This window comes from Lacrimispora sp. (assembly GCF_032078915.1).
Taxonomy (GTDB): domain Bacteria; phylum Bacillota; class Clostridia; order Lachnospirales; family Lachnospiraceae; genus Lacrimispora.
In genome coordinates this window covers 1-23,222 of the sequence record NZ_DAMAUN010000074.1, presented here as the reverse complement: position 1 = coordinate 23,222, position 23,222 = coordinate 1, and the positions used below count along the sequence as shown (strand labels likewise).

The following is a 23,222-nucleotide window of genomic DNA, read 5'->3' as shown; positions in this document are numbered from 1 at the left end:
GGATCAGTAATATGAAAAAAGCAGCAGCAATTATTTTGGCGGCATTGGTGGCAGCAGCAGGAACTGCATGTTCCCAGGTAAAACCGGCAGACACCACAACAGCGGCAGCAAAGGTGGAGTCAACATCGGCGGAAACTGTGAAAGAAACAGAGACCGTGAAAGAAGGTACTCATATTTATGTTCTGACCGTACCAGAGGATCATGGCTGGACCGGTTCTGTGGCTACCTTTGCGAAACAGAAGATCCAGGAAGTAAATGAAAACGGCACTTACACCGCGGAACTGATCACCTCAGCCAATGCGGCAGAGCAGATCCGGAACATCGAGGATATCGTTTCCAAGGGAGAGACGGATATTGCCATGGTCATCCAGCCTATTGATGATACGGTGCAGTCCGCCATTCAGGGCGTGATCGATGCAGGGATCCCTTATGTGGCATTTGACCGGATCATTGACGGCGTGTCCGGTAAGGCCGTGTCCAATGTAAAAGGCGATAATTCCGGCATCGGCGCAGGTGCTGCCGCTTATTTCGTATCCCTGGGACTTACACCGGGAGAGCCGATCTACGTTTATGAAGGCGACACATCTTCCGTTACCACACTGCGGAATGAGGGCTTTACCAAATACTTGACAGGAGAATTGGAATTTGGCGGAGAAGTCATAAATGCAGATAAGAAATGGAGCCAGGATGACTTAAAGTCCATTACATATTCCGGAGCAATGAACTGGAGCCGTTCAGACACAAAAACATCTTTTGAATCCCTGATGGGAGACAGCAAAAATGCCAACATCAAATGGTTTTATGCAGAAGATGATGAGCTTGCCATGGGAATCTTAGAGGCTCTTTCCGGAGGCGGAATTGATGAAGCAACCAAAGAAACCTTCCTTTCCGGCAAACCGGTCATTACCGGCTGCGGCGGCCTTGATGAACTGTACGAAGTCCTTCGGGGGAAAACCTATGAGGATATCGCATCAAAATGCGGAGGCATCATGTCAGTAACCTACAGCCCATCCATGATTCAGACAGCAATTGAAGACATGGTGGATTACTTAGATGGAAAACAGGTGACCCAGGATCATGTGATCGCCTGCGAAAATGTAACATCAGAAAATGTAACTGAGTACCCATCCTTTTAGAAATAATGATCTGAGGGACAAAAGGGGCCGTTCGTCGCTTTCGGAACGGCCCCTTTTATAAAACCGGAGGTTGAGAGATGAGTTTATTGGAAATGAGTGGGATCAGCAAGGCGTTTAACGGAGTCCAGGTATTAAAGGGGGTCCGCTTAACGGTCGAACAGGGAGAGGTCCATGCCCTGCTTGGAGAAAACGGAGCAGGGAAGTCGACTTTGATGAACGTGCTGACAGGAGTATTTCCCAAAGACAGCGGAACCATTGCATTTGACGGAAAAGAAATCGATACCATCACCATCAGACAATCGGAGGAACTGGGAATTGCCTTTGTCCATCAGGAACTAAATCTGTTTAACGATTTAAAGGTCTATGAAAATATTTTTCTTGGGAAAGAGTACCAGAACAGGCTTGGAAAACTGAACAAACGAAAGATGATAGAAGAAACGGAGAGGTTATTCCATGAACTTGGGGTTGACATAAATCCAGGTGAGCTGGTGGAGAATTTAAAGACCAGCCAGAAGCAGATGCTGGAGATCGCAAAGGCGCTGTTCTTTAAGGCAAAGCTGCTGATCTTAGATGAACCTACCACTTCCTTAAATAACGAAGAAGTAAGGCATTTGTTCAGCATTGTCAATCATTTAAAAAAGGCAGGAACCTCCTTTATTTTTATTTCCCACAAAATGCCGGAGATTTTTGAACTGGCTGACCGGTATACTGTATTCCGTAATGGGGAATTCATAGGAGACGGCGCCATTGGGGATACGACTCCGGAAGAGGTAACAGGGCTGATGGTAGGAGAGAATTATTCTGCCGGAGAGGTCTATGAAAAGAGAAAACCCGGTGAAGTGGTTCTGGAGCTTCATGATTTTTCAGGGCCTGGATTTGAACAAGTGTCCCTAAAGGTTAAAAAAGGCCAGATCATCGGACTGACCGGACTGCAAGGCTCCGGAAGCAGCGAACTGATGCAGTGCATGTTCGGGGTTACTGAGGCTATATCAGGAGAAATGAAGGTCAGGGGGAAAAAGGTGCCCTCCCATTCGATTCATAAAGCCATGATGTCCAAAATCGCCATGCTTGCTTCCAACCGGAAAGAAAATTCCGTCATCCCGGACATGAATCTGCTGGAAAACATGTACCTGGCGGAGCATACCTTATCGGCATGCAGGCCTCACATTCAAAAACGGAAGGAAGAAGAGCGGTTTGAAGCGTTTAAGACCCTGTTAAATATCAAGGCCAGAAGCAGCTCCGATTCCATTCTATCCTTAAGCGGCGGAAACCAGCAGAAGGTATTTATTGCCCGATGGCTGAATACGGATGCGGATATTCTGCTGTTTGATAATCCCACCCAGGGCATCGACGTAGGAGCCAAGGCTGAGATTTATAAGCTGATACTGGAAATGGCAAAGAAGGGAAAGACCATTCTTATCAATACCCTGGAAATACCGGAGATCCAGAAGGTAGCTGATTTCTGTGCTGTTTTTTATAACGGAAGAATGATTAAAATTCTGGAGCACGATGAAATCAATGATACTACGGTCATGCTGTATTCTACAAATGCCGTGAACCAGGAAATAGGAGGATAAAGAAATGAAGGCAGGAGAAAAGAAAAACGGAGTGTCCCTTGGGGTTCTGTCCAAATGGTGCGGGGAATTCAGTTTTATTATCGTATTTGTACTGATCTTTTTGGTATATGCCCTCACCAGCAATGGGCTGACCTGGAGCGGCACCATGAATATTTTCCGACATTCGGCAGTGGTGGGGATCATCGGTCTGGGAATGGGACTGGTATGTATGACCGGGGAAATCGATTTATCGGTAGGTTCCATGCTGGCATTAAACAGCGGATTGTCGGTCATCATGTTTAACATCACAGATCATATTCTGATGACATTATTGTTTGCCCTTTTATTCGGTGCGGTCTGCGGCTTAATCAACGGCCTGCTGGTGGGATACATAAAAATGCCGGCCTTTATTGTTACATTAGCGACCATGCTGATCTTCCGTTCCTTTGCCCAATACATCTGCCAGCATATCGATAAGGCTCTGGCAGGAGGCGGAAGCAGCGTATACCGGATGATCAAGGAGCTGTCCTCTTATCAGCCGTTTTACGGCCTTGGAAACGGGAAGATCCTTACCGTACCCACTGTGGGACTGATCCTGATTTTAATGACAGCATTATTTGTTTACATAACGACTAGCACCAAGTACGGAAAAAAGGTATATGCAGTGGGAAGCAATGCGAAGGGGGCACAGATGGCAGGGATCAATGTGAGTCTCATGAAGGTTTCCGTATTTGTTCTTGCGGGAATCCTGACAGGGCTTGCCTCCTTTTTATGGGTGGCCATGAATGCCTCCTCAGACCCGGCCACAACCGGAAGCAGCTATGAAATGTATGCCATTGCGGCAGTAGTATTAGGAGGCATCAGCATGTCCGGAGGAAAGGGCAAATGCCTGGGAATCTTATTTGGAGCCATGTCCTATACGATCATTGATAAGATCATCGTTGCACTTAAGATGGATTCTCTCATCAATGATGCAATCAAGGGAATCATCCTGATTCTGGTGATCGTGGTTCAGATCATAGGACCGAGGATCAAGGAAAGGCTGACAAGACATAATGAAAGTGTCTCATAAGTATTATTGACTGTGATAAGAGCAAAGGAAGGGGATTTGTTGATCATACCAGTGGGGAAACTGGTATCATCACCAAATTCCCTTTTTCCATCCGGTGATTTTGCCCGGACGTTCCCACAGAAAACCGGGAGTTCGAAAGGAGAATTTGCTTTTCCCGGTGACTTTATCATAATATATCAAAAATATAGCTGGAAACTTTTTTTAAAATATGTAAGCGTAAAAATGAAGGGTTATTTTTTCTAATTATATGATATAAAAAACGGTTCCCAAAAGTAAACTACTTTTGGGAATCATGTTCATCTCTCAATTTTCTTCTTTGTTTTTCTATGAATATTGCAATCGCTGAAATTACAATTCCACAAATCAACATTTTGCCGATATAATCTTTATTTAATCCCCAAACTCCCCCTATTAATACACCAAGAACTATGATAACCACTCTGGTCTTTTTCTTGTAATATTCTATTTCTGACCGGCTCATGATTTTTCCCTCGTTATCGATAGGAGCATTGAAATAGATAATGATAGAAGCAGCCAGCCAACATATAATATACACCTTATCGCTAAAGGCTTGCCTGTAAAATATCAGGCCAGAAAAAACCGTCAAACATGATACAAAGTAGCAGCCTATTCTCGTCTTGGCATGATAGCCGCCTGCATTTACCCGTATTGGATAAAAGGCACATGCCATTACAAACAAATCAAAGACTTGCTGCATCATGACTGCAATGGTTATATAAGAAATATAGTGTATTAATTTTAAAAGCAGACATTCTATTCCGTAATCATAGATATCTTGCTCTGATTCTAAAATAATACCATCTTTGACCATGTTTCTTGATATGTAACCAACTATTCTTTTCATTATTTCGTCGACTTATTACACATGAAATTTAACTAAATGTTCTTTTTGAACTTTGTAACGCTCTCAGGCATTTTAGGTTGATACCCAATGCAGATACAGGCTGAGTTAGCCTCCTTCTTAGATGTGGATAATGCTGCCTTTGAAAGTAAAGTTAAAGCTGTTTCTTTGAAATTTTTCTTCATTTTAATCTTCCTTTCTTGTGTAATTTATAGTTATGATTTAATTATAGTCAAATACCATTTGCTTTCAATGTTTGTAGCACGAAAGACGATTTTTTTGCACGAAGTAAGCACTTCAACTGAAAGCGTTCCGTCCGGGTAACTTTTATTTACCGCATGGAATGTAGGGAATATAAAGAAGCAGCAGGAGCCAATTGTAGCTCCTGCTGCTTCTTTTATTTAAGCTTAGTTATCTTTTCTCACGCCATGTTCATCTAATTCATACCCGTCAATGGTGGTGTTTCTTACAAGGGAGCCGTCGAGGTTGAAGTAATACCATCTGCCGTCAATCTCCAACCATTTGCCGGATACCATAAGACCGTCCGAAATAAAATAGTAGGTTCTATTGTTGTCGTCTGACCCGATATCCAACCAGCCGTTGAACATCTTGTTACCAGAGTAGAAACGCCAATTGTCTCCGTCTTTCACCCATCCAGTCTGCAATGCTCCGTTGACGGTAAAGAAATATCTTTCATCACCAATCGCCTGCCAGCCGGTAAGAGCCTTGCCATCCTTATAGTAGAGGTACTGTCCATCATCATTTAGTGCCCATCCCTGTGCTGCAGCGGGATCGATGGTCAGTCTGATATACCGGTACAGCATGGCAGACACTTCGGCGCGGGTAGCATTAGATTTGGGATTGAATTCGTTGTTCTGTCTTCCCATCATAATTCCTGCCTGCTGCATTGCTTTAACCGCTGTGCTGTAATTGCTGCCAACACTGGAAGTGTCCGCATAGGTGGTCGCTTCACGAGTAATCGGCAGGGTGTAGCCGGTAACCTTGGCAAAGTTTGCGAAGATGACCGCAATTTCCTCTCGGGTAATGGCACGGTCAGGAGCGAACTGTCCATTTCCTATGCCCTGAACGATCCCCTTCTTATAGGCCCATTCGATGTAGGGTTGGAAAGTAGTGCCGGCCTCCACGTCGGTGAAGCTGCTGGTGTTGTAGAGCTTGGTATCGATTTCCGACAGCCTGCCAAGAGCTGTCACCAGCATTTCGCGGGTCATGGCGGTGTCAGGTGAGAAAGTAGTGTCGGAGATTCCCACCAGTAATCCGCGTCCAACCACATAATCAATGTTATCCTTGCCCCAATGAGTGGCGATGTCCGTAAACTCCGCTGACGGAGCCGTATAACCCACACCGTACACCGAAAGATGCGCCGCAGGAATCAAGATAACCCTAGCGTTAGCGTCATAGACCGAGCCGTCAATACGGCTGGCATTTCCGTTTTCATCCACATACACGCCATAGAGATAGCCCGAGGCTTCCTTGCCGCTAGGCGTATAGGGGATGGATAGGGTAGCAACGCCACCGTTCAAGGCTGAAACCGTAGCTGTATTTCCGTCCTTCACATAACTGATCGTGATGTCATATACCGGCCTTGTATCAATCATGGCCTTTGCACTGCTGGAAAGGGTTTTCACAGGAGTGGTGCTGATGGTCACGTTGCCACTACTCTGTTTCTGGAGTTCAGCCAATGCCTTTTTATCAAGGCTGATAGAAACCGGCGCACTACTTATCTCAAGGCTTGCCGCCTTTGCGTCTGCAAGACTTTGCAGTGCAGCTTGTGTCAGCGTGATTGAAAGAGAGGCTGTATCCTTTGGCACGGTGACATTTACCTCGATGGTAATGCCATTTGCGGTCTTACCTTGTGCCTTGGCATCGGACTGCGCCTTGGCTATGGCGTCGATAATGGCCTCATCCGGGATATCCGCATTGGTAGAACCGTTCGCGCCCATAGTTGCTGTAACGGAAGCCGCCGCCGTGACCGGCTGATTAGGCTTCTTTTCAGATGTTACCGTGACAGTTTTAGATCCGGAATTACCTGACGAAGAAGAACTGCTGCCTTTGCCAGATGTACTGCTACTTGTAGAACCGCTACCAGTATTGCCATCCGGTACTGTCACAGTAGAACCACCGGGAACGGTTACGTCTTCAGTATCGTCTCCATCACCAGCTTCAGCAGAATCGTCAGGAGCATTTACATTTGGTTCTTCAGTTTCTTCTGATTCACTGGAATTTTCTGCTTCGCCGGGATCTTCTGCTTCGCCAGGCTCGCCGGGGTCGTCAGACTCCTCTGATTCCTCCACTTCTCCGGACTCCCCAGGGTCGTTTGATTCTTCAGATTCCTCTATTTCTCCAGGCTCGCCGGGGTCGTCAGACTCCTCTGGTTCCTCTACTTCTCCGGACTCTTCGGGTTCATTAGGCTCTTCAGGTTCTTCTACTTCTCCAGACTCTCCCGGTTCTTCAGATTCAGATTCCTCTACTTCTCCGGGCTCTCCGGCTTCATCAGGTTCCTCCGATTCTTCCACTTCCCCGGATCCTCCTGATTCGTCAGAACCGTCAGGTTCTTCTGCTTCCCCAGGCTCTCCTTGTTCATCAGATTCTTCTGATTCCTCTTCTTCTGATTCCTCTGCTTCTCCAGATTCTTCCGATTCGCCGGTGCCTTCACTCTTGATGATAAACTGGCCGAGGTTATCAGGATCGGGAATGTAGATTTTATCATCTGGACCAATGTAGGTTCCGTCACCGTTGGATTCATACTTTCCAAAACCGTCCTCACCGTCCGGAATATAAACATTGCCGTTGTTATCCACAAAATTGCCGTTTTCATCCTGTTCTACAGCAATATACTCATCGCCATCTTTGATATAGGCGTTGCCTTCCTCGTCGCTGTATGTGCCGTCTTCATTGGGGGTAAACTCGTCTCCGGACTCACTATTTAACGCATCGATTTCTTTTTCCACCTGAATCTTTATGGAATTTACTTCTTTCACAGTAACAGCGTCTTTTAGTTGATTCAAATAAGTCTCTTTCTGAGAATCACTCAATTTTGAATCCTCAATCAAGGCTTCGATCTCTGTTTTCAAGGTTCTCAAGGCTTCATTATCGTACTCAAATATCACTATAAGGTCAGAAGATTGATTGCTTGCGACAAGAATGGTGTTCTCCCCATCCAGCAACAGTTTTTCGGAAATGTATATATTAACACCTGTAACATCCTTTATGTACTCACTTGGATTTAAACTTCTTCCGTTGAGTTCAACCCGGGTGACGGAATCTGCGAAACCATATACAGGGGAGCTATCCTCCTTAAATGTAAGCCTGACCTTTCCGCTATCCAGGCTTTGTGTCATAGAAACGGAATCTTTTAGTACAAAAAATCCATCCACATACTCTTCGTATCCTGCTGCAGCTATTTTAATAACAAAAGCTCCAACCGGCTTTTGTATGTTGGAATTGTGGATCACTGCTGCAGGGATGATAATCGTGTTTCCCTCTTTATGCAACACTGTAACCGTTTCAGAGTAACCTCTTTCATCTGTAATTGTGATGGATGAAACTGCCTGAATCCAGTCTGCGTCGTCTGCTGCGATCAGCAGGTCTCTATTTTCCAGGATATCCTCTATCAAGATGCCGGCAGGCTGTTTGATGACCGGGATTGGCGGCGCTCCCGTTTCTATGACGGCGGTTTTATAAGCCGAGGATACCAGCCTGATTGCATACTCATGCCCCGCGACAAAATTACTTGCATAAAGCTCGATGGTGTATCCCTGAGTATAATCCTTATTCACTTCCAGCTTCTTAACAACGCCCGTCGTTTTATCGACAAGGAGCACGTTTTGTACCTTACTCCACAAATAGGTGCTATACTTATCCCCCTTTTGTTCGATCAGGAAACTGAAATCCCCCTGTGTTTTCCAGTTTCCCAGCAAAACAGGATCAGGATCGTATTTATTAGGCTCGCCGATCACGTATACCGGAGCAACAACATCTTCAAAATCCTTTGCCTCGATTGTGAGCGTCCACAGCGTGTTATCCCTTTTCGAGAAGTTGCTTGCCGGAATGTTTATGGTATTGCCGCTTCGGGACCAATCTGTAACTTCGTGCCCACCCACATTCGCCTGATACACGGTGATCTTGGATATTGCACCTAACCATTCCGAATTTTCATGCGAGAAAGTAACGGCTTCCCCCTTCATGACATCATCAAGAAAGAGATCGATCTGGGTTATTGGCGAAATAGTAGGAGCTGTTGTCACCAGCTTGGCCGTCGCAACCGAGGGGTGGCTTATCAGGATTGTATATTCCTCACCGGATGCAAAGGCGCTGGGATAGATTTCAACCAATCCTAATTTCGAGGTATAATCTTCATCCTTGACCAAGACTTTGCTTTCCCCGTTCGAATCGACCAACGTCAGCTTGCTGATTTCTCTCAGGTATACACTGTACGCATCGTTTTTGTCTGTAATCCGGTAACTGTTATTGCCGTCCTCCTGCCATGTTCCCGTCAATTCCGGAGGCGCTTCATACAGGATGACATCTCGATAGGTTATGATATATTCCGGTACGGCAACTTCTACTCTGTATACATACAACTGGTTGATGTCGTAATCCTTAAACTGAATGGTTAATGTATTTTCATCTTTATTAAGTCTAACACCATAGTTTTTAGGGTCAATCTCTGTATACGAGTTACTGATTGTGAAAATCTCAGTAACAGACAGATATTCCGGACGAAAAGTCTCATACCATTGTTCAATGTCCACAGAAGCATCATATTTGATGTCAAGCTTCATCATTTCATTTTTTCCTGGAACAACCTCCTGTGGAATGAGAACAGGAGAAATCGATTGTTTTTGAAACGCACTGGAGGTTTTAAACCTTACTTTGTACGTTATTCCATCTAAATAAAAATATAAGTCATTTTCGCCTTCATTGATATATTTATATGGAACGTAAATTTTATACCAGCTCGATTTATCCTTGTTGACAGTGCCATATGTATATTTGGTATCGTTAAAGCCGATATGCGTAATAGCATTTACGAAATTTCCGTTTAGCATCTCTTCGTTAATTGTCATAGTAACAAAGCCATATTCATTGTTATAGGAATATGAAAGTACAAATTCACCCTCGTATGGCAAACCCTTATCCTCTGCAGGGATTTCAGTTCCCTGCTCGTCCTCATAATTCTCCGGATTGACCGGCGTAACGGACCCGCTGACTGTCGCGCTTGAAAGCGCATCGATTTGCACTGTTCCTGCTGCCATAGCACCATTTGATTGTACAATGGTGGCGCTTAGCATTGTGACGAAAAACAGGGCAAATAATAGTTTCTTACCATTAAACATGCACACACTCCTTCCAATTTTAAGCGAGTTAGTTTACACTAACCTCAATGCAGTATATTATCATTTTTCTTTGATTAATACTGTTTCTTTCTTTTTTATATATTTCTTTCCGTGCAAGTGCAAGTTAGACGCCTCTAACTCCGTGGTTAAAAAAACAGGACATCGTCCTATCGATTAAAATTATGTTCATATCATCTCATTTCAGCTTTCAATTCACCTCCACCTGACTGAAAAATACCCAAAATCCTTGAAGGCCCCCCTATGGTTCATTCGCACTGAAGCATTCGCTCAAAGCAGCTCATGGATTTAAATACGCGGATTTTTATGTTGTTTCGATATTGTATCCCCCCTTTTATTTTTGAGCAGTCTACTCCCAGCACTTTAGCATGGTTCCCACAAATTTCAATATTACATTCTCCGGCAGTAATTGGGATATTTATGTATTCAAAAAGGTTTTTTTTGTATCGAACTCCTCTCTCTTTATAAACTCAACGAACTCTTGCTCAATTGCAATCCGAGTTTCCCGTTTTGTAATCGAGCTTCACATTTTGAAAAATTCACTTCCGTTGTCTGTCAAAATGATTGGAAACAACTTTCGAAAGTCCTGCCCTCCCAGCCTATGATATAGTTCATCATAAATATCGATTACTGACTTAGAGGTATTGGCATCTCTTAGGAATGCAAGCATCAAGGACGTCTCTACAAAAAATACCGTAAGCAGAACCTTTCCACCTTTGCTCCTTATTACAGAATCCATCTGGGTCACGGCTGTATCAGGATGCTGATCCAGATACACCTCATAATCATGATAGTTTCTTCCCACACGACAGCCTCTGTCTACCTTCAGTTCTGGCTTTATATATTGTATAAAGTCTTTTCGCTGCACATCAGCTCATCCTTATTATTTAAATAAATCTGATGTATGGACTGTCCCTGGTTGATCAGGGGAACCAGGATCTCCTTCCGTCCACTTTCAATCTCCAAACGGTCATCATAAGATAAAAACTTAGCCATAGTGTCTCCTTTCCCCACCGGCTAAGTTTAATATATCACGAAAGGCAGGGACTGCGCCCTGCCTTTTTGTAACACGGATTTCACTATGCTATTTTCAAATATTTGTACCTAAGTTTCCTTTCAGACGGGAAAGTTATTTTACAATTGAGGACGTTCCGTCCGGCCATTCCTACATATTAATCAATACATTGCACTGGAATATACCATTTTCACTGCTTAAATTCATAGAACCATCGTACTTTTCTACCGCACGCTCAACATTGCTTAAACCGATTCCGTGATTAGCCCCCTTTTGTGATACCGGCCTGCCCTCATTCCATCTTTCGATGTTATTTGAAGTATTTTCAACTTTTATTGCTATCATTTCATAATAAGGGCTGATTTTTAACTTTATCCATGGAGATCCGTTCACTTGTGCACAAGCTTCTATGGCATTGTCCAATAAATTACCAAAGATTGTAGTAATATCCATTGGATTCATGAAGCTTAAATCAACATTGCCTATTTCATATTGTAAATCGATATGTAGTTTTTCAGTGTTTTGTATTTTGTCATTTAAAAGAATATTTAAAATCCCATTATTGGTTAGCTGTTGTGGGAGCAAAGGCTTTAAGATTGTATTGATCTCCTTAATGTAATTAATTGTCCCTTCTTTATCATCCCCATGATACAGCCCCTCCATAACCGCTATATGCTTGTCAACATCATGAAGTATGCTAAGAGATTCCTGATGCTTCTTTTCCTGATGTAAATAATATTTATACTGCATCGTCGCCTGCTGTTCCAATAATTCGAGTTTTACCTTTAACTGATAATTATCTTCCATAAATCGTATAAAATATAAAAAATACATATCTGCAAATATAATGAATCCCATGTTGATTAACAGAATAAGACCCATACCTTCTCCCCTTATTTTCCCGAAGGAAACTCCTATTACAACCATGTTCATAAAGCTGTAAATGGCAATAATAAAATGAAGTACATACTGTGATTTAGTAAATTTGACTTTTTCGTTTCTCCCCCATACTGGAGAAATAAAAGTATAATACATAAACAGCAATACAAACATGGAAAATGTCATATTAAGAAAGATTTCCATACCCGGCTCCAATGGAGGTATATTCATTTTCCAGAACATAAAATCAAGTAAGGCTACCCCTGCGGCTTCGCACACTGCAAATACCAATACCATTATCTCCGCTTCCAAAACCCTTCGCATCGGTTTATCAAAATCATCAAAATATAAGAAATAGCTTACTAAACCATATGAAATGACCCAGCTCAGCATATTTACCAATGGCCGCTGCAATAAATTGATGCCCATTAAGAATATACTGACGCCTGTTTGAACGAGAAAGTAGAACTGTTTATTATGAAATGCCTTTTTATGCCTGCTGCCCATGAATTGAAATATAACTATAGTTGTAACCAGGCACGATACTATGATTCCGGATAAAAACAATATATTATTTTCCATTGTTAAATACTCCTGTGAACATAATTATTTAACTGCTCTTTAAAGGCAATTACCCGCTTTTGTGATAAGGGTAACCTTTCTCCCGTATTCAAATAGACCATATCTCCTTTTACTTTTGCTACATGTTCAAAATTTACAATCACTCCGCGGTAGCAGGTTCCAAAGCCGTATATTTCCATTCTCTGCTCTACATCTGTCATTGTCCCAATATACTCATAGGTTTTTTTGATTGTTTTTACTCTGATCTTACGTGCAGTTTTTACATATTCAAAATAAAGAATTTTTGAAACCGATACTTTAATTGCCGGGTATTCTTTTTCCCCGCTTTCGCTTATTTCTGTTACATTTGATAGTACAATCTCGATATCATTGCCTCGATCCAATCCTATGACCTGTACAAGTTCGCTGATATGATCTAATAATTGTTCCTTTTTAACAGGTTTTGACAAATAGGCAAATGCATGTGCACGGTTTATTGCATCACTGCAATATCCATTAAACCCTGTAATATAAATGATCCTGACCTTTCTGTTTCTCTGGTACAGCTTCATTCCCGCTTCAATCCCATTCATTCCTCCCATAGAAATATCCAGAAAGACGAAATCAAAGCTTACAGAGGAGGCAGTCAGATCCTCACCAGAATGAAACATTTGAATGCTGTAAAGAATTCCATGATCTTTCATAAATTCTTCTACAAGTTGTTTAATTACCGCAGCTTCATTCTGTTCATCATCGCAAATTGCTACTTTAAACATATATCCATCCCCCTAAAGCTTTATTCTTTTGTATCTAGCAAGTATATCGGTATTCTACCTCCAATAAGTTAGATTGGCAAATGAATCACTTATATAAATCACTTATATATTTATCCTATTGAAGTAAATAAGCACATACATTTACTTTTCTAAGTGGTTTTAGTATAATGTAGACAGTTTATAACCGAGACAGGAGAAGGAAACCATGAAAAAATATGATTATGTGCTGGTAGGCGGCGGCCTTTATTCCGGCGTTTTCGCGTACCTGGCAAGACAAAAAGGAAAAAAGTGCCTTGTGGTAGAAAAGAGGGACCACATGGGGGGCAACATTTACTGTGAGGAAACAGAAGGAATCCACGTACACCGCTACGGAGCCCATATTTTCCATACCAGCAACAAGAAGGTCTGGCAGTTTGTCAATGAGATGGCAGAGTTTAACCGTTATACCAACAGCCCGGTGGCAAATTTCAAGGGTGAAATGTACAACATGCCTTTTAATATGAACACCTTCAGCAGAATGTGGGGAATATCCACCCCTGCGGAGGCAAAGGCAAAGATCGAAGAGCAGAAAGCTTCTGTAACCGGAGAACCCCGGAACTTAGAGGAGCAGGCAATCAGCCTTGTAGGCAGGGATATTTATGAAAAGTTGGTGAAAGGCTATACGGAGAAACAGTGGGGCAGAGACTGCAAGGATCTTCCTGCCTTTATCATCAAGCGCCTTCCCGTCCGCTTTACCTATGACAACAACTACTTCAACGACTTATACCAGGGAATTCCCATAGGCGGATATAATGTGATCATTGAAAAGCTGTTTGAAGGCTGCGATGTGGAAATGGGTGCAGACTATCTGGAAAATAAGGAATATTATGATGGGCTGGGAGAACGGGTGATTTATACCGGAACCATTGATGCTTATTACGGATATCAGTTTGGAAAGCTGGAGTACCGGAGCTTGCGGTTTGAAACCCAGGTCGTGGATACGGACAATTACCAGGGGGTGGCAGTCGTTAACTATACGGACCGGGAAACTCCTTATACCAGGATCATTGAGCATAAGCATTTTGAATTCGGAACTCAGCCTAAATCTGTTATAACCAGGGAATATTCGGTAGACTGGACCGAGGGCATGGAGCCCTATTATCCGGTAAACGATGAAAAAAATCAGGGATTATTCTTAAAATATGCAGCTTTGGCTGAAACGGAAGATCATGTGATTTTCGGCGGACGGTTAGGAGAATATAAATACTACGATATGGACAAGGTCATTGAATCAGCCATGAACCGGGCAGAACAGGAGTTGGGCTGATCCTGCATACAGGCATAGCTGTTTACTTTTTATGGCAGATATAGTACAATACTACGGAACCAGGGCTGGATTTTCCATGCCCTGAAATGTACGTGAACTGGAGGAACCTATGAACGTTGTATACGCTTCCAACGATAATTATGCCAGGCATCTGGCCGTATCCCTTTATTCCCTTTTGGATCATAACAGGGACATGGGTGACATCCATATCTATGTTTTGTCCATGAGCCTGTCCGAAGAGACGAAAGAACGGCTTAAGATCGTGGCAAATGGGTTTGGCCGGGAACTGACGGTCGTGGAGCTGGGAGACTTAAAGGAGCGTTTTTCCTATGAAGTTGATACGGGCGGTTTTGATTTAAGCATTATGGCCCGCTTATTTATGGGAGAGGTTCTCCCGGAGGTAACGGACCGCGTGCTGTATTTAGACTGTGATACGGTAGTGCTGTCTTCCCTAAAAAAGCTATGGGAAAAGGATCTGGGGACCTTCCTTTTAGGAGCGGTCATGGAACCTACCATATACCCTTCCATTAAGGAAGAAATCGGTCTTTTACCCGAAGCTCCTTATTTTAATTCCGGTGTTCTCCTCATTGACATGACCCGTTGGAGAGAGGAAAACGCCCAGAAGCAGCTTCTGGACTTTTACTGTTCCATGGGCGGGAAGCTGTTTGCAGGAGATCAGGATACCATTAACGGGGCGTTAAAGGGAAGGATAAAACCTTTATCCCCCCGATATAACTTTTTTACCAATTACCGATATTACCGGTACAGTCATCTGGTAAGGCTGTCTCCTGTGTATGGAAAGCTTGGGTCAAGCAGGTTCCTGGAGGCAAAAAAACACCCCGCGATCCTTCACTTTATGGGGGACGAAAGACCCTGGAAAGAGGGGAATTTAAACCATTACCGCAGGGCTTACGACCATTATCTTTCCCTCACTCCATGGGCCGGAACGCCTAGGGAAAAGGGAAGCCGTCTTTATATGGCTGCTTATCACCTGATGGATTACGCTACCTTTTTATGTCCTGCCGTGAGAGACTTTGTAAGCTCCAGGTTTGGGATGCAGGTAATCAATTCCAGAAAAGGTTCTTAAAGAGGAGCGGATATGAACATTAGCTGTATCATTCTCAATTATAATGATCCGGAAACCACCATAAGCCTGGTAAACGCCATAGTAAATTATAAAATCCTGGATTCTATCGTGATCGTGGACAACTGCTCCACCGATGATTCCGTATCAAGGCTTCAGGCAGTTGCGGGCGGAAAGGTCCATGTTATCACCTCGGAAAAGAACGGGGGATACGGTTACGGCAATAATCAGGGGATCCGGTATGCCTATGGGACGCTTCACGCTTCCCATGTGCTCATAGCAAATCCTGATGTTAAGGTTACGGAAGGCTGCATACAGGCCATGAAGGATTCCTTTTTAAAGATAAGCCGGCTGGGAGTTGCTGCGGCAGTTACCAGGGATAGAACGGGAGAAGTGGCGCTGTCAAGCTGGCGTATCAACGGCCTGATGGGGGATCTTCTGGATACCGGCCTAATTACCCGGCGTATTTTTGCCCGCTGGCTTAATGACCGGCCGGAACTTAAGGCGGATTTTGAAAAGGAGCGGTACGTTTATGTAGATGCTGTGCTTGGCTCCCTTTTTATGGCGGATATTAATGCTTTGATGGAATGCGGCCTTTATGATGAAGATGTCTTTCTGTATTATGAAGAAAAGATACTCGGATTTCAGCTTAAGAAAAAGGGATACGGGACGGTACTTCTTTTAAACCAGTCCTATGTACACCTTCATTCCGTGTCCATTAATAAAAACGTAAAATCTATATTAAAGAAGCAGGCAATTCTTCATAAGAGCAAGCTTCACTATTATAAAAACTATCTGGGGATCAACCGGTTCCAGGAATGTCTGGTAAAGGCTTTCCTGGCATTTCTCATGGCTGAGATCTGGTTTCTGACAAAGATCGTGGGATTGTCCTGGTAGATGGGAACGTGGAAAGGGGGAAAATATATGGTTTCGGTGCTGCTTGCATCCTATAACGGAGAAAAATATATACGGGAGCAGCTGGAATCTATTTTAAACCAGACGTTTTCCGATCTGTCCATCGTGATTTCCGACGATCTTTCTACAGACGGTACCCCTGCCATTATCCGGGAATATGAAGAACAATATCCGGGCCGTGTGAGGAGCCTTAGGAACAGCGAAAGATCCGGCAGTGCCCAGAATAATTTCTTCCGCCTGCTTAAACTGGTATCGGATGAGTATATCATGCTGTGTGATCAGGATGATGTATGGCTGCCGGATAAGGTTGAGGTCACTTTAAGGGAAATGAAGAAGCTGGAAGCGGAATGGGGAGAAGGGGTTCCCCTTCTGGTCCATGGCGATTTATCGGTCACCGATAAGGAGGGCGGCATTCTTCATAAATCCATGGCGGAATATCAGAAAATCGCAGTTCATGATAACCGGTTCAGCCATTATCTGGTTGAAAATAATATTACAGGAAACACAGTTATGGTCAACAAGGCATTTTTGGGGTTCCTGGCTGAGGTTCCCAGGGAATGCGTTATGCATGACTGGTGGCTGGGGCTTTTGGCAAGCTGTTTTGGAAGGATATCCTACATTGACCGCCCTCTGGTCCTATACCGGCAGCATGGAGAAAATCAGATGGGATCTAAAAGCGGCAAGGAGCAGTATGCGGAGCGGATCCGGAATCGGGATGGGATCCGGGAAAATTACAGGAAAATGTTTGTGCAGGCACAGATGTTTTTAAAACTTTATGGTAATGAGATGTCCAGAGAGCAAAGAGAGATTCTGGAGCATTTTATCGAACTGCCCGGGAAAAGCAGAGCGGAAAAGATTTATACGGTTTGGAAATACAAATTAATGAAAAGCACCCTTATACGGACGCTGGGCCAGATGTTTTCCATCTGACCGGAAAATGGAGGATAACGCATGGACAACATAGAGGACATATTAGTGACGAGGGCTTCCATGCCTTCCTATGAAGAATTTATAGAAGAGATCAAGCCGATCTGGGAAACTGCCTGGATGACGAATATGGGAGAATTTCATGAAAAACTGATGGAGCAGTTAAAGGAGTATTTAAAAGTACAGAAGCTTCTTTTGTTTGTCAATGGACATATGGCTCTTGAAATGGCGCTCCAGGCCATGAATCTATCCGGCGAGGTGATCACCACCCCGTTTTCTTTCGCGTCCACCACCCATGCCATTGTAAGAAATAACTTAACTCCTGTGTTCTGCGATATCCGGGAAGAGGATTATACCATTGATCCGGATAAGATTGAAGCGTTGATTACAGAAAAGACGACCGCTATTTTACCGGTACATGTTTATGGAAATATCTGTGATGTAGATATAATTGAAAAAATCGCGAAAAAACATAATTTAAAGGTAATTTATGATGCTGCACATGCCTTTGGCGTAGAAGTAAATGGGAGAGGGATCGGGACCTACGGAGACGCTTCCATGTTCAGTTTCCATGCCACAAAGGTGTTTAATACCATTGAAGGCGGTGCTGTGACCTTTCAGGATCCGTCCCTGGAGATCTTGTTCAATTATTTGAAAAATTTCGGCATCACCGGTAAGGAAACCGTAGAATATATCGGCGGCAATGCAAAAATGAATGAGTTTCAGGCTGCTATGGGTATCTGCAACCTTCGCCATGTGAAGGATAACATTGAAAAACGCAGGCTTGTGGCAGAACGGTACCGGGAACATTTGGAGGGAGTACCGGGAATCCGCCTGATGAGCCCCAAAGAAGGCATCAGCCAGAATTATGCTTATTTTCCCGTGGCCTTTGATGGCTTCTCTCTAACACGAAATGAGGTTTATGAGCTGCTGGCCACTCACCATATCTTTGCGAGAAAGTATTTTTATCCTCTGATCACTGACTTTGAATGCTATCGGGAGCGTTTTTCAAATGTACATCTTCCTGTGGCGAAAAAGGCGGCAGAAAGCGTACTGACCCTGCCTTTATATGCAGAACTTTCCCTGGATCAAGTCGACCGTATCTGCGCCGTTATTCTAGGTGCCAGATAGGAGGAAAGGATAGGAAAGGAAAGAAAAGGAAAGAGGAAGCCCCATATAGGGATACCTATATGCCCTGGGTAACAGAGCAGAAAAGAGGAAATTATGAATACAGCACTGGTGACTGCGATTGGGTCATTTTCAGCAGATATCGTTATAAAAAACTTAAAAAAAGACGGCCTCCGGGTAGTTGGCTGTGATATTTATCCGGCAGAATGGATTGCGGATTCCGGGAATGTGGCATCCTTTTACCAGGTTCCCCTTGCAACAGACGAGAAACGGTATGTGAACTCCATCCTGAAAATATGCAGGGAGGAACAGGCAAAAATGCTGATTGTTCTCACAGATGTGGAGGTAGACGTGTGGAACCGCTACAGGGATGAACTGGCTCTTGCTTCGGTGACATTATGTCTGTCATCGAAGGAAACCCTTCTCCTATGCAGGGATAAAAGGGAGCTGTACCGTTTTCTTATGGAAAAGGGCACAGGTAATCCCATTCCCACTCTGGAGCTTTTGGAAGCGGACCCGGAGCGCCTTTCCTATCCTGCGGTTATCAAACCCTTTAACGGAAGAAGCAGTCAGGGGCTTCGCTATATACAATCCCTTGACGAGATGAAAGGCTTTCTGGAATGCGGGGATTCTGAGGGGCTGATCGTACAGCCCTATTATCAGGGAAGCATCATTACCGTGGACGTGGTAAGGCAGGCGGAAACAGGAGAGAGCGTTGCCGTATGCCGGAAGGAGCTTTTGCGGACCCCGAACGGAGCAGGAACCTCGGTGCTGGTGTTTTTAGATCCGGTTCTGGAAGCAGCGTGCAGGGATATAGCCAATGCCCTTGGTATCAACGGCTGCGTGAACTTTGAGTTCATTCAGACAGAGGATGGATCGTATCATATGCTGGAGTGCAATCCCCGTTTTTCCGGCGGCGTGGAGTTTTCCTGTCTGGCAGGATACGATTGTGTCACCAACCATTTAAGATGCTTTACCGGAGAGGGCATAGAACCCTTAGAAGGTATTAAGGGCATGTATATTGCAAGAAAATATGAGGAATATATTATGGGAAGTAAAAAATAATTCCCATAATCGGATGGACGGGCAGTTACAAGTGAAGATAAGTTATATTACAAAAGCAGATGCAGGAAAGGGCGGAGAGGAATGAGCGGCAGTTCCGAATCAAACATTATGGCCAGCATTAATTGTGTGACCTTTAACCATGGGGCTTATATCAGGCAGGCCTTGGACAGCTTTCTCATGCAGAAGACGGATTTTGAATTTGAGATTCTGGTCCATGATGACGCATCCACCGATGGGACGGGGGATATTATAAGAGAATATGCAGAAAAATACCCGGATAAGGTGAAACCCCTCATACAGACAGAGAACCAGTATTCTCAGGGAATCGACAATATCAGCGGAGCGTTTAATTTCCCCCGGGTCAAAGGTAAATACATTTTCATGTGCGACGGAGATGATTACTGGACGACACCGGATAAGATGCAAAAGCAGGTGGATTACATGGAAGCCCATCCAGACTGCACCCTTTGTATACACAGTGCTAAAATCGAACTGATAGGAAGGGCTCTGACAGAAAAACAGATGCGTCCTTACAGGGGAAACCGGGTGATCACGCCGGAAGAGATCGTGGACAAGCCTTCCGGTTATGCCATGTCTTCCATGGCATTTCCCTCCCGCCTTGTGAAGGAACTTCCGGATTATTACGTGGATTGCCCAGTGGGAGATACTCCCCTGCAGATGATGGCGGCTGAAAAAGGGTACGGCTATTACATGGATGAACCTATGAGTGCCTACCGGGTGGGAGTAGCAGGCTCCTGGACCATGGAAGGAAAAAGCGGGAATTACGCCCAAAAGCAGAAGAGTTACTGGGAGCGGATGAAAAAGGTATATGAAGAATTTAACGTTGCCACAGAGGGCCGCTTAAAGGAAGCTGCGGATAGTGCGGCAAAACGGACTTATTATCATACCATGGTCAATACCAGGCAGTTTAAGGAGATCGTGAACCCGGAGTACGCCAGGTATTATAAAGAATTGACACCAAGAACCAGGTTTTTTATTCAGGCCGAGTACCGGGCTCCGGGAGCTTATAGGCTGTTAAGGAAGATATTCCTGGGAAAGAAACGGTAAAGCGGCAAAAATATGGGCAGGATCCGGTATAATCCGTTTCCTGCCCATGCTTTTTATTCGTATAAAGTTATCTGCCCAGGTTATCTTGCAATATTAGGATCAGTAGGATCCCAGGTCTGGGTTTCTGGTATGATCTGTTCAATGGCCGGTCTCTCATAGGGGCCTGGAACCAGTGATTCGTAAATCGTTACGGTAGTTCCAAGAGCACAGTGATCATATACCCACTTGGCATCTCCGGAGAGGAGCCGGACGCATCCCGCTGACTGAGCAATGCTCATATAATTATAAGTCATTGGATCCAGCGTCATATTGTTAGGTTTGCTGTACAAAATGGAATGAATTAAGAAGCCCTTCCAGATACGGGTTGCGTACTGGGTAAAGATTCCGTGATTCATATCCCTCCAGCGGTACTTTTCCGGAGTCTGGTATGTCCCAAGAGGGGTATCCGGTCCGGTGGAGGTCAAAAAGGATTTTAACGGAATAATAAAACCGTTGTTCCCATCTTTTGCGAAGATGGTCATGCAGTTCATGGTTTTGTTGATGCTGATGAGGAATGGCCCTTTAGCGCCGATAATTGGCTCTAAATCAGAGAGCATTCTTCCGGACTCGTCGAAGTAATATTTGTAGCCGTCAAGATACTGCCAGCCGGTCACCGGATAGGAATCCTGGAAATAGTAACGTTCATTGCCTGCCCATGCCCAGCCGGTGAAGGAGGTTCCATCTCCGTTAAAGTAACGGAGGCCGCCGTCGATCTGCCGCATTCCGTCTGCAACGGCGGAAATCAGAGGCTTCTCCGTGGCATAAGGGAACTGGGAATTCTTGGCGTAAAAGGCCATTCTCAGTCCTGTTATGTAATGGCCGGTTCCCATGGTTCCTGTAGTGGTCCCATTCTTTGCCCAGTCCATGGTGGTCCCGTCTTCCAACTGTGCGGTATAGTAGAGGTCGAACTGGTTATTCACATAACCGGAAAACCTCATCTGCACTGCTTCGATGTTTATGTCGTTGGCATAGTTGGTAGTCTGCTGTCCGTTTATAACCCATGGAGACCAGCCGGTGCTGGAGGTATAGGTCCGGTAAAGCACGTTTCCAACAATGTTGGTAAGAAAGGTGGACATTCCGTGAAAGCCCTGTCCGTTATTTGTGATCCATGCATCATTTACAAAAGGCTGTGACCAGTTGCTGTCACCGACCATAACGGTAGTCTGGAGACGTGGGAAATTGGCCTTTAACGCTTCCTGAGCAGCTCTGGTGGCTTCATCTACCTCGCCGTCTTCGCCGCCGCCTTCCCCTTCTTTTCCAATGTCTATACCGGCATTTGCCAAAGCGTTTTCCGCTTCATCTGTAGTTACGTCTTCCTGCGTCTGGGTGTTCGTCTGGTTCTGATCTTCAGACTGCCCGTCGCTCTGACTGATGGGGACACCATTCTTAAATCCCGGTCCATATGCTTCATCTGCCCATGCAAGGGAGGCCTGTCCGGAAACAAGAGCAGCCGTCAGGCAGAGAAGCGTCAGGCTTCGTGTCAGTTTACGCATAATTTAAAACCTCCTGAATTCTAAAAATGAAAATTATATTCCTTTATACTCTAACACAAGTAAGTTCAAAATGCTATATACGATTTACATTTATTGGGGAATATAGTACAATAAGGCGTAAATGTAAATTGGTAGAGCAAGGAGAAAAGCCAGTATGTACCAGGAAAATATGAAAAAAAAGGTCCTTTCCGGCCTGTTCTGGAAAGTGATGGAAAACGGGGGTACACAGGGGATTCAGTTCCTTGTTTCGGTTCTGCTTGCCAGGATGCTGACACCGGCAGAGTCCGGGGAAGTCATGCTCATCATGATATTTATTACCATTGGAAATGTGTTTGTCCAAAGCGGGTTTAATACCTCCCTGATCCAGAAACGGACGGTGGATGAGGCTGATTATTCCTCTGCATTTTATATCAGCGGAGCCATTGCTTTTGTTTTATATGTAATTCTCTTTTTCTCGGCTCCGGCCATTGCTTCCTTTTATGGACAGCCTGTTTTTACGACCGTGCTCCGGGTCCTTTCTGTGACCCTGTTTTTTGGTGCCGTCACCTCCGTGCAGTCTGCTGTGGTCGCCAGGAATATGGAGTTTCGGAAACTTTGTCTGGCAAGCCTTTTTGCCGCCCTTTGCTCCGGTATTATCGGCGTATTTCTGGCATACAGGGGACTGGGTCTGTGGGCCCTTGCCATGCAGCAGTTTTTCTACAGCTTTTTCTTAATGATCATGCTGGTGTTTCTGGTGAAGTGGAGGCCAAGGCTTCTGTTTTCCGTTAAGAAGGCGAAGGAATTGTTCTCTTATGGCTGGAAGATACTATGCTCCGGCCTTATTGATACAGTATTTAATAATGTTTACGGGCTAGTCATCGGGAAATTATATAATTCCGCCATGATGGGGCAATACTCAAGAGGAAACCAGTTTCCTGCTCTGATTGCTAACAATCTTGGGGCGGCAATCCAGTCGGTCATGCTTC

Annotated in this window: 17 protein-coding genes and 1 pseudogene; 11 read left to right on the top strand and 7 right to left on the bottom strand. The window is 44.4% G+C overall.

What is annotated here, in order from left to right:
* Window positions 1-11: 11 nt before the first annotated feature.
* The 3 genes from RT269_RS22800 (at window position 12) to RT269_RS22790 (ending at window position 3,764) form a co-directional block, all read left to right on the top strand.
* Entirely contained in the window at window positions 12-1,136 is a 1,125-nt protein-coding gene (locus RT269_RS22800) for a substrate-binding domain-containing protein (protein ID WP_313186072.1), read from the top strand.
* 77 nt (window positions 1,137-1,213) lie between these two features.
* Complete coding sequence (locus tag RT269_RS22795) at window positions 1,214-2,713, top strand: sugar ABC transporter ATP-binding protein (protein WP_313186070.1); 1,500 nt, start codon at window positions 1,214-1,216, stop codon at window positions 2,711-2,713.
* 4 nt (window positions 2,714-2,717) lie between these two features.
* Window positions 2,718-3,764, top strand: coding sequence for an ABC transporter permease (locus RT269_RS22790; protein WP_313186068.1), 1,047 nt, complete (start codon window positions 2,718-2,720; stop codon window positions 3,762-3,764).
* 277 nt (window positions 3,765-4,041) lie between these two features.
* On the opposite strand, the gene RT269_RS22785 is transcribed toward RT269_RS22790, so the two are convergent.
* From RT269_RS22785 to RT269_RS22760, 6 genes and pseudogenes are all read right to left on the bottom strand, one after another.
* A complete protein-coding gene (locus RT269_RS22785) occupies window positions 4,042-4,629 on the bottom strand; it encodes an accessory gene regulator B family protein (RefSeq protein WP_313186066.1) in 588 nt (195 codons plus the stop codon).
* Window positions 4,630-4,661: 32 nt separating this feature from the next.
* Window positions 4,662-4,811 (bottom strand): cyclic lactone autoinducer peptide, encoded by a 150-nt coding sequence (locus tag RT269_RS22780; RefSeq protein ID WP_054790204.1) that lies wholly within the window; start codon window positions 4,809-4,811, stop codon window positions 4,662-4,664.
* Between the two features lie 222 nt (window positions 4,812-5,033).
* On the bottom strand, window positions 5,034-9,983 hold the full coding sequence (locus tag RT269_RS22775) for an S-layer homology domain-containing protein (protein WP_313186064.1): 4,950 nt from the start codon (window positions 9,981-9,983) through the stop codon (window positions 5,034-5,036).
* 553 nt (window positions 9,984-10,536) lie between these two features.
* A pseudogene (locus RT269_RS22770) lies at window positions 10,537-10,940 on the bottom strand (IS30 family transposase); the annotation flags it as partial.
* A gap of 226 nt (window positions 10,941-11,166) precedes the next feature.
* Window positions 11,167-12,477 (bottom strand): ATP-binding protein, encoded by a 1,311-nt coding sequence (locus tag RT269_RS22765; RefSeq protein WP_313186062.1) that lies wholly within the window; start codon window positions 12,475-12,477, stop codon window positions 11,167-11,169.
* 2 nt (window positions 12,478-12,479) lie between these two features.
* Window positions 12,480-13,232: a LytR/AlgR family response regulator transcription factor gene (locus RT269_RS22760; RefSeq protein ID WP_313186061.1), complete on the bottom strand. Its 753-nt coding sequence runs from the start codon at window positions 13,230-13,232 to the stop codon at window positions 12,480-12,482.
* A gap of 205 nt (window positions 13,233-13,437) precedes the next feature.
* Between RT269_RS22760 and glf the strand changes: the two genes are divergently transcribed.
* The 7 genes from glf (at window position 13,438) to RT269_RS22725 (ending at window position 20,725) form a co-directional block, all read left to right on the top strand.
* Window positions 13,438-14,538 carry a UDP-galactopyranose mutase gene (gene glf, locus RT269_RS22755; protein WP_313186059.1) on the top strand — a complete coding sequence of 367 codons (1,101 nt, stop codon included), beginning with the start codon at window positions 13,438-13,440 and terminating at the stop codon, window positions 14,536-14,538.
* Window positions 14,539-14,647: 109 nt separating this feature from the next.
* Window positions 14,648-15,625, top strand: a complete 978-nt coding sequence (locus RT269_RS22750) for a glycosyltransferase family 8 protein (RefSeq protein WP_313186057.1) — start codon at window positions 14,648-14,650, stop codon at window positions 15,623-15,625.
* A 12-nt stretch (window positions 15,626-15,637) separates the two neighbouring features.
* Complete coding sequence (locus RT269_RS22745) at window positions 15,638-16,519, top strand: glycosyltransferase family 2 protein (RefSeq protein WP_313186055.1); 882 nt, start codon at window positions 15,638-15,640, stop codon at window positions 16,517-16,519.
* A 27-nt stretch (window positions 16,520-16,546) separates the two neighbouring features.
* Window positions 16,547-17,467 (top strand): glycosyltransferase family 2 protein, encoded by a 921-nt coding sequence (locus RT269_RS22740; RefSeq protein WP_313186053.1) that lies wholly within the window; start codon window positions 16,547-16,549, stop codon window positions 17,465-17,467.
* 21 nt (window positions 17,468-17,488) lie between these two features.
* Window positions 17,489-18,595, top strand: coding sequence for a DegT/DnrJ/EryC1/StrS family aminotransferase (locus RT269_RS22735; RefSeq protein ID WP_313186052.1), 1,107 nt, complete (start codon window positions 17,489-17,491; stop codon window positions 18,593-18,595).
* A gap of 93 nt (window positions 18,596-18,688) precedes the next feature.
* Window positions 18,689-19,657: an ATP-grasp domain-containing protein gene (locus RT269_RS22730; RefSeq protein WP_313186050.1), complete on the top strand. Its 969-nt coding sequence runs from the start codon at window positions 18,689-18,691 to the stop codon at window positions 19,655-19,657.
* A gap of 81 nt (window positions 19,658-19,738) precedes the next feature.
* On the top strand, window positions 19,739-20,725 hold the full coding sequence (locus tag RT269_RS22725; protein ID WP_313186048.1) for a glycosyltransferase family 2 protein: 987 nt from the start codon (window positions 19,739-19,741) through the stop codon (window positions 20,723-20,725).
* An 80-nt stretch (window positions 20,726-20,805) separates the two neighbouring features.
* On the opposite strand, the gene RT269_RS22720 is transcribed toward RT269_RS22725, so the two are convergent.
* Complete coding sequence (locus tag RT269_RS22720; protein WP_313186046.1) at window positions 20,806-22,257, bottom strand: L,D-transpeptidase; 1,452 nt, start codon at window positions 22,255-22,257, stop codon at window positions 20,806-20,808.
* 154 nt (window positions 22,258-22,411) lie between these two features.
* On the opposite strand from RT269_RS22720, the gene RT269_RS22715 reads away from it, so the two are divergent.
* A partial coding sequence (locus RT269_RS22715) for a lipopolysaccharide biosynthesis protein (protein WP_313186044.1) occupies window positions 22,412-23,222 on the top strand: 811 nt, incomplete at its 3' end.

Coding starts and splice junctions, on each gene's coding strand:
- RT269_RS22800 (WP_313186072.1), top strand. CDS start 12: ATGAAAAAAGCAGCAGCAATTATTTTGGCGGCATTGGTGGCAGCAGCA.
- RT269_RS22795 (WP_313186070.1), top strand. CDS start 1,214: ATGAGTTTATTGGAAATGAGTGGGATCAGCAAGGCGTTTAACGGAGTC.
- RT269_RS22790 (WP_313186068.1), top strand. CDS start 2,718: ATGAAGGCAGGAGAAAAGAAAAACGGAGTGTCCCTTGGGGTTCTGTCC.
- RT269_RS22785 (WP_313186066.1), bottom strand. CDS start 4,629: ATGAAAAGAATAGTTGGTTACATATCAAGAAACATGGTCAAAGATGGT.
- RT269_RS22780 (WP_054790204.1), bottom strand. CDS start 4,811: ATGAAGAAAAATTTCAAAGAAACAGCTTTAACTTTACTTTCAAAGGCA.
- RT269_RS22775 (WP_313186064.1), bottom strand. CDS start 9,983: ATGTTTAATGGTAAGAAACTATTATTTGCCCTGTTTTTCGTCACAATG.
- RT269_RS22765 (WP_313186062.1), bottom strand. CDS start 12,477: ATGGAAAATAATATATTGTTTTTATCCGGAATCATAGTATCGTGCCTG.
- RT269_RS22760 (WP_313186061.1), bottom strand. CDS start 13,232: ATGTTTAAAGTAGCAATTTGCGATGATGAACAGAATGAAGCTGCGGTA.
- glf (WP_313186059.1), top strand. CDS start 13,438: ATGAAAAAATATGATTATGTGCTGGTAGGCGGCGGCCTTTATTCCGGC.
- RT269_RS22750 (WP_313186057.1), top strand. CDS start 14,648: ATGAACGTTGTATACGCTTCCAACGATAATTATGCCAGGCATCTGGCC.
- RT269_RS22745 (WP_313186055.1), top strand. CDS start 15,638: ATGAACATTAGCTGTATCATTCTCAATTATAATGATCCGGAAACCACC.
- RT269_RS22740 (WP_313186053.1), top strand. CDS start 16,547: ATGGTTTCGGTGCTGCTTGCATCCTATAACGGAGAAAAATATATACGG.
- RT269_RS22735 (WP_313186052.1), top strand. CDS start 17,489: ATGGACAACATAGAGGACATATTAGTGACGAGGGCTTCCATGCCTTCC.
- RT269_RS22730 (WP_313186050.1), top strand. CDS start 18,689: ATGAATACAGCACTGGTGACTGCGATTGGGTCATTTTCAGCAGATATC.
- RT269_RS22725 (WP_313186048.1), top strand. CDS start 19,739: ATGAGCGGCAGTTCCGAATCAAACATTATGGCCAGCATTAATTGTGTG.
- RT269_RS22720 (WP_313186046.1), bottom strand. CDS start 22,257: ATGCGTAAACTGACACGAAGCCTGACGCTTCTCTGCCTGACGGCTGCT.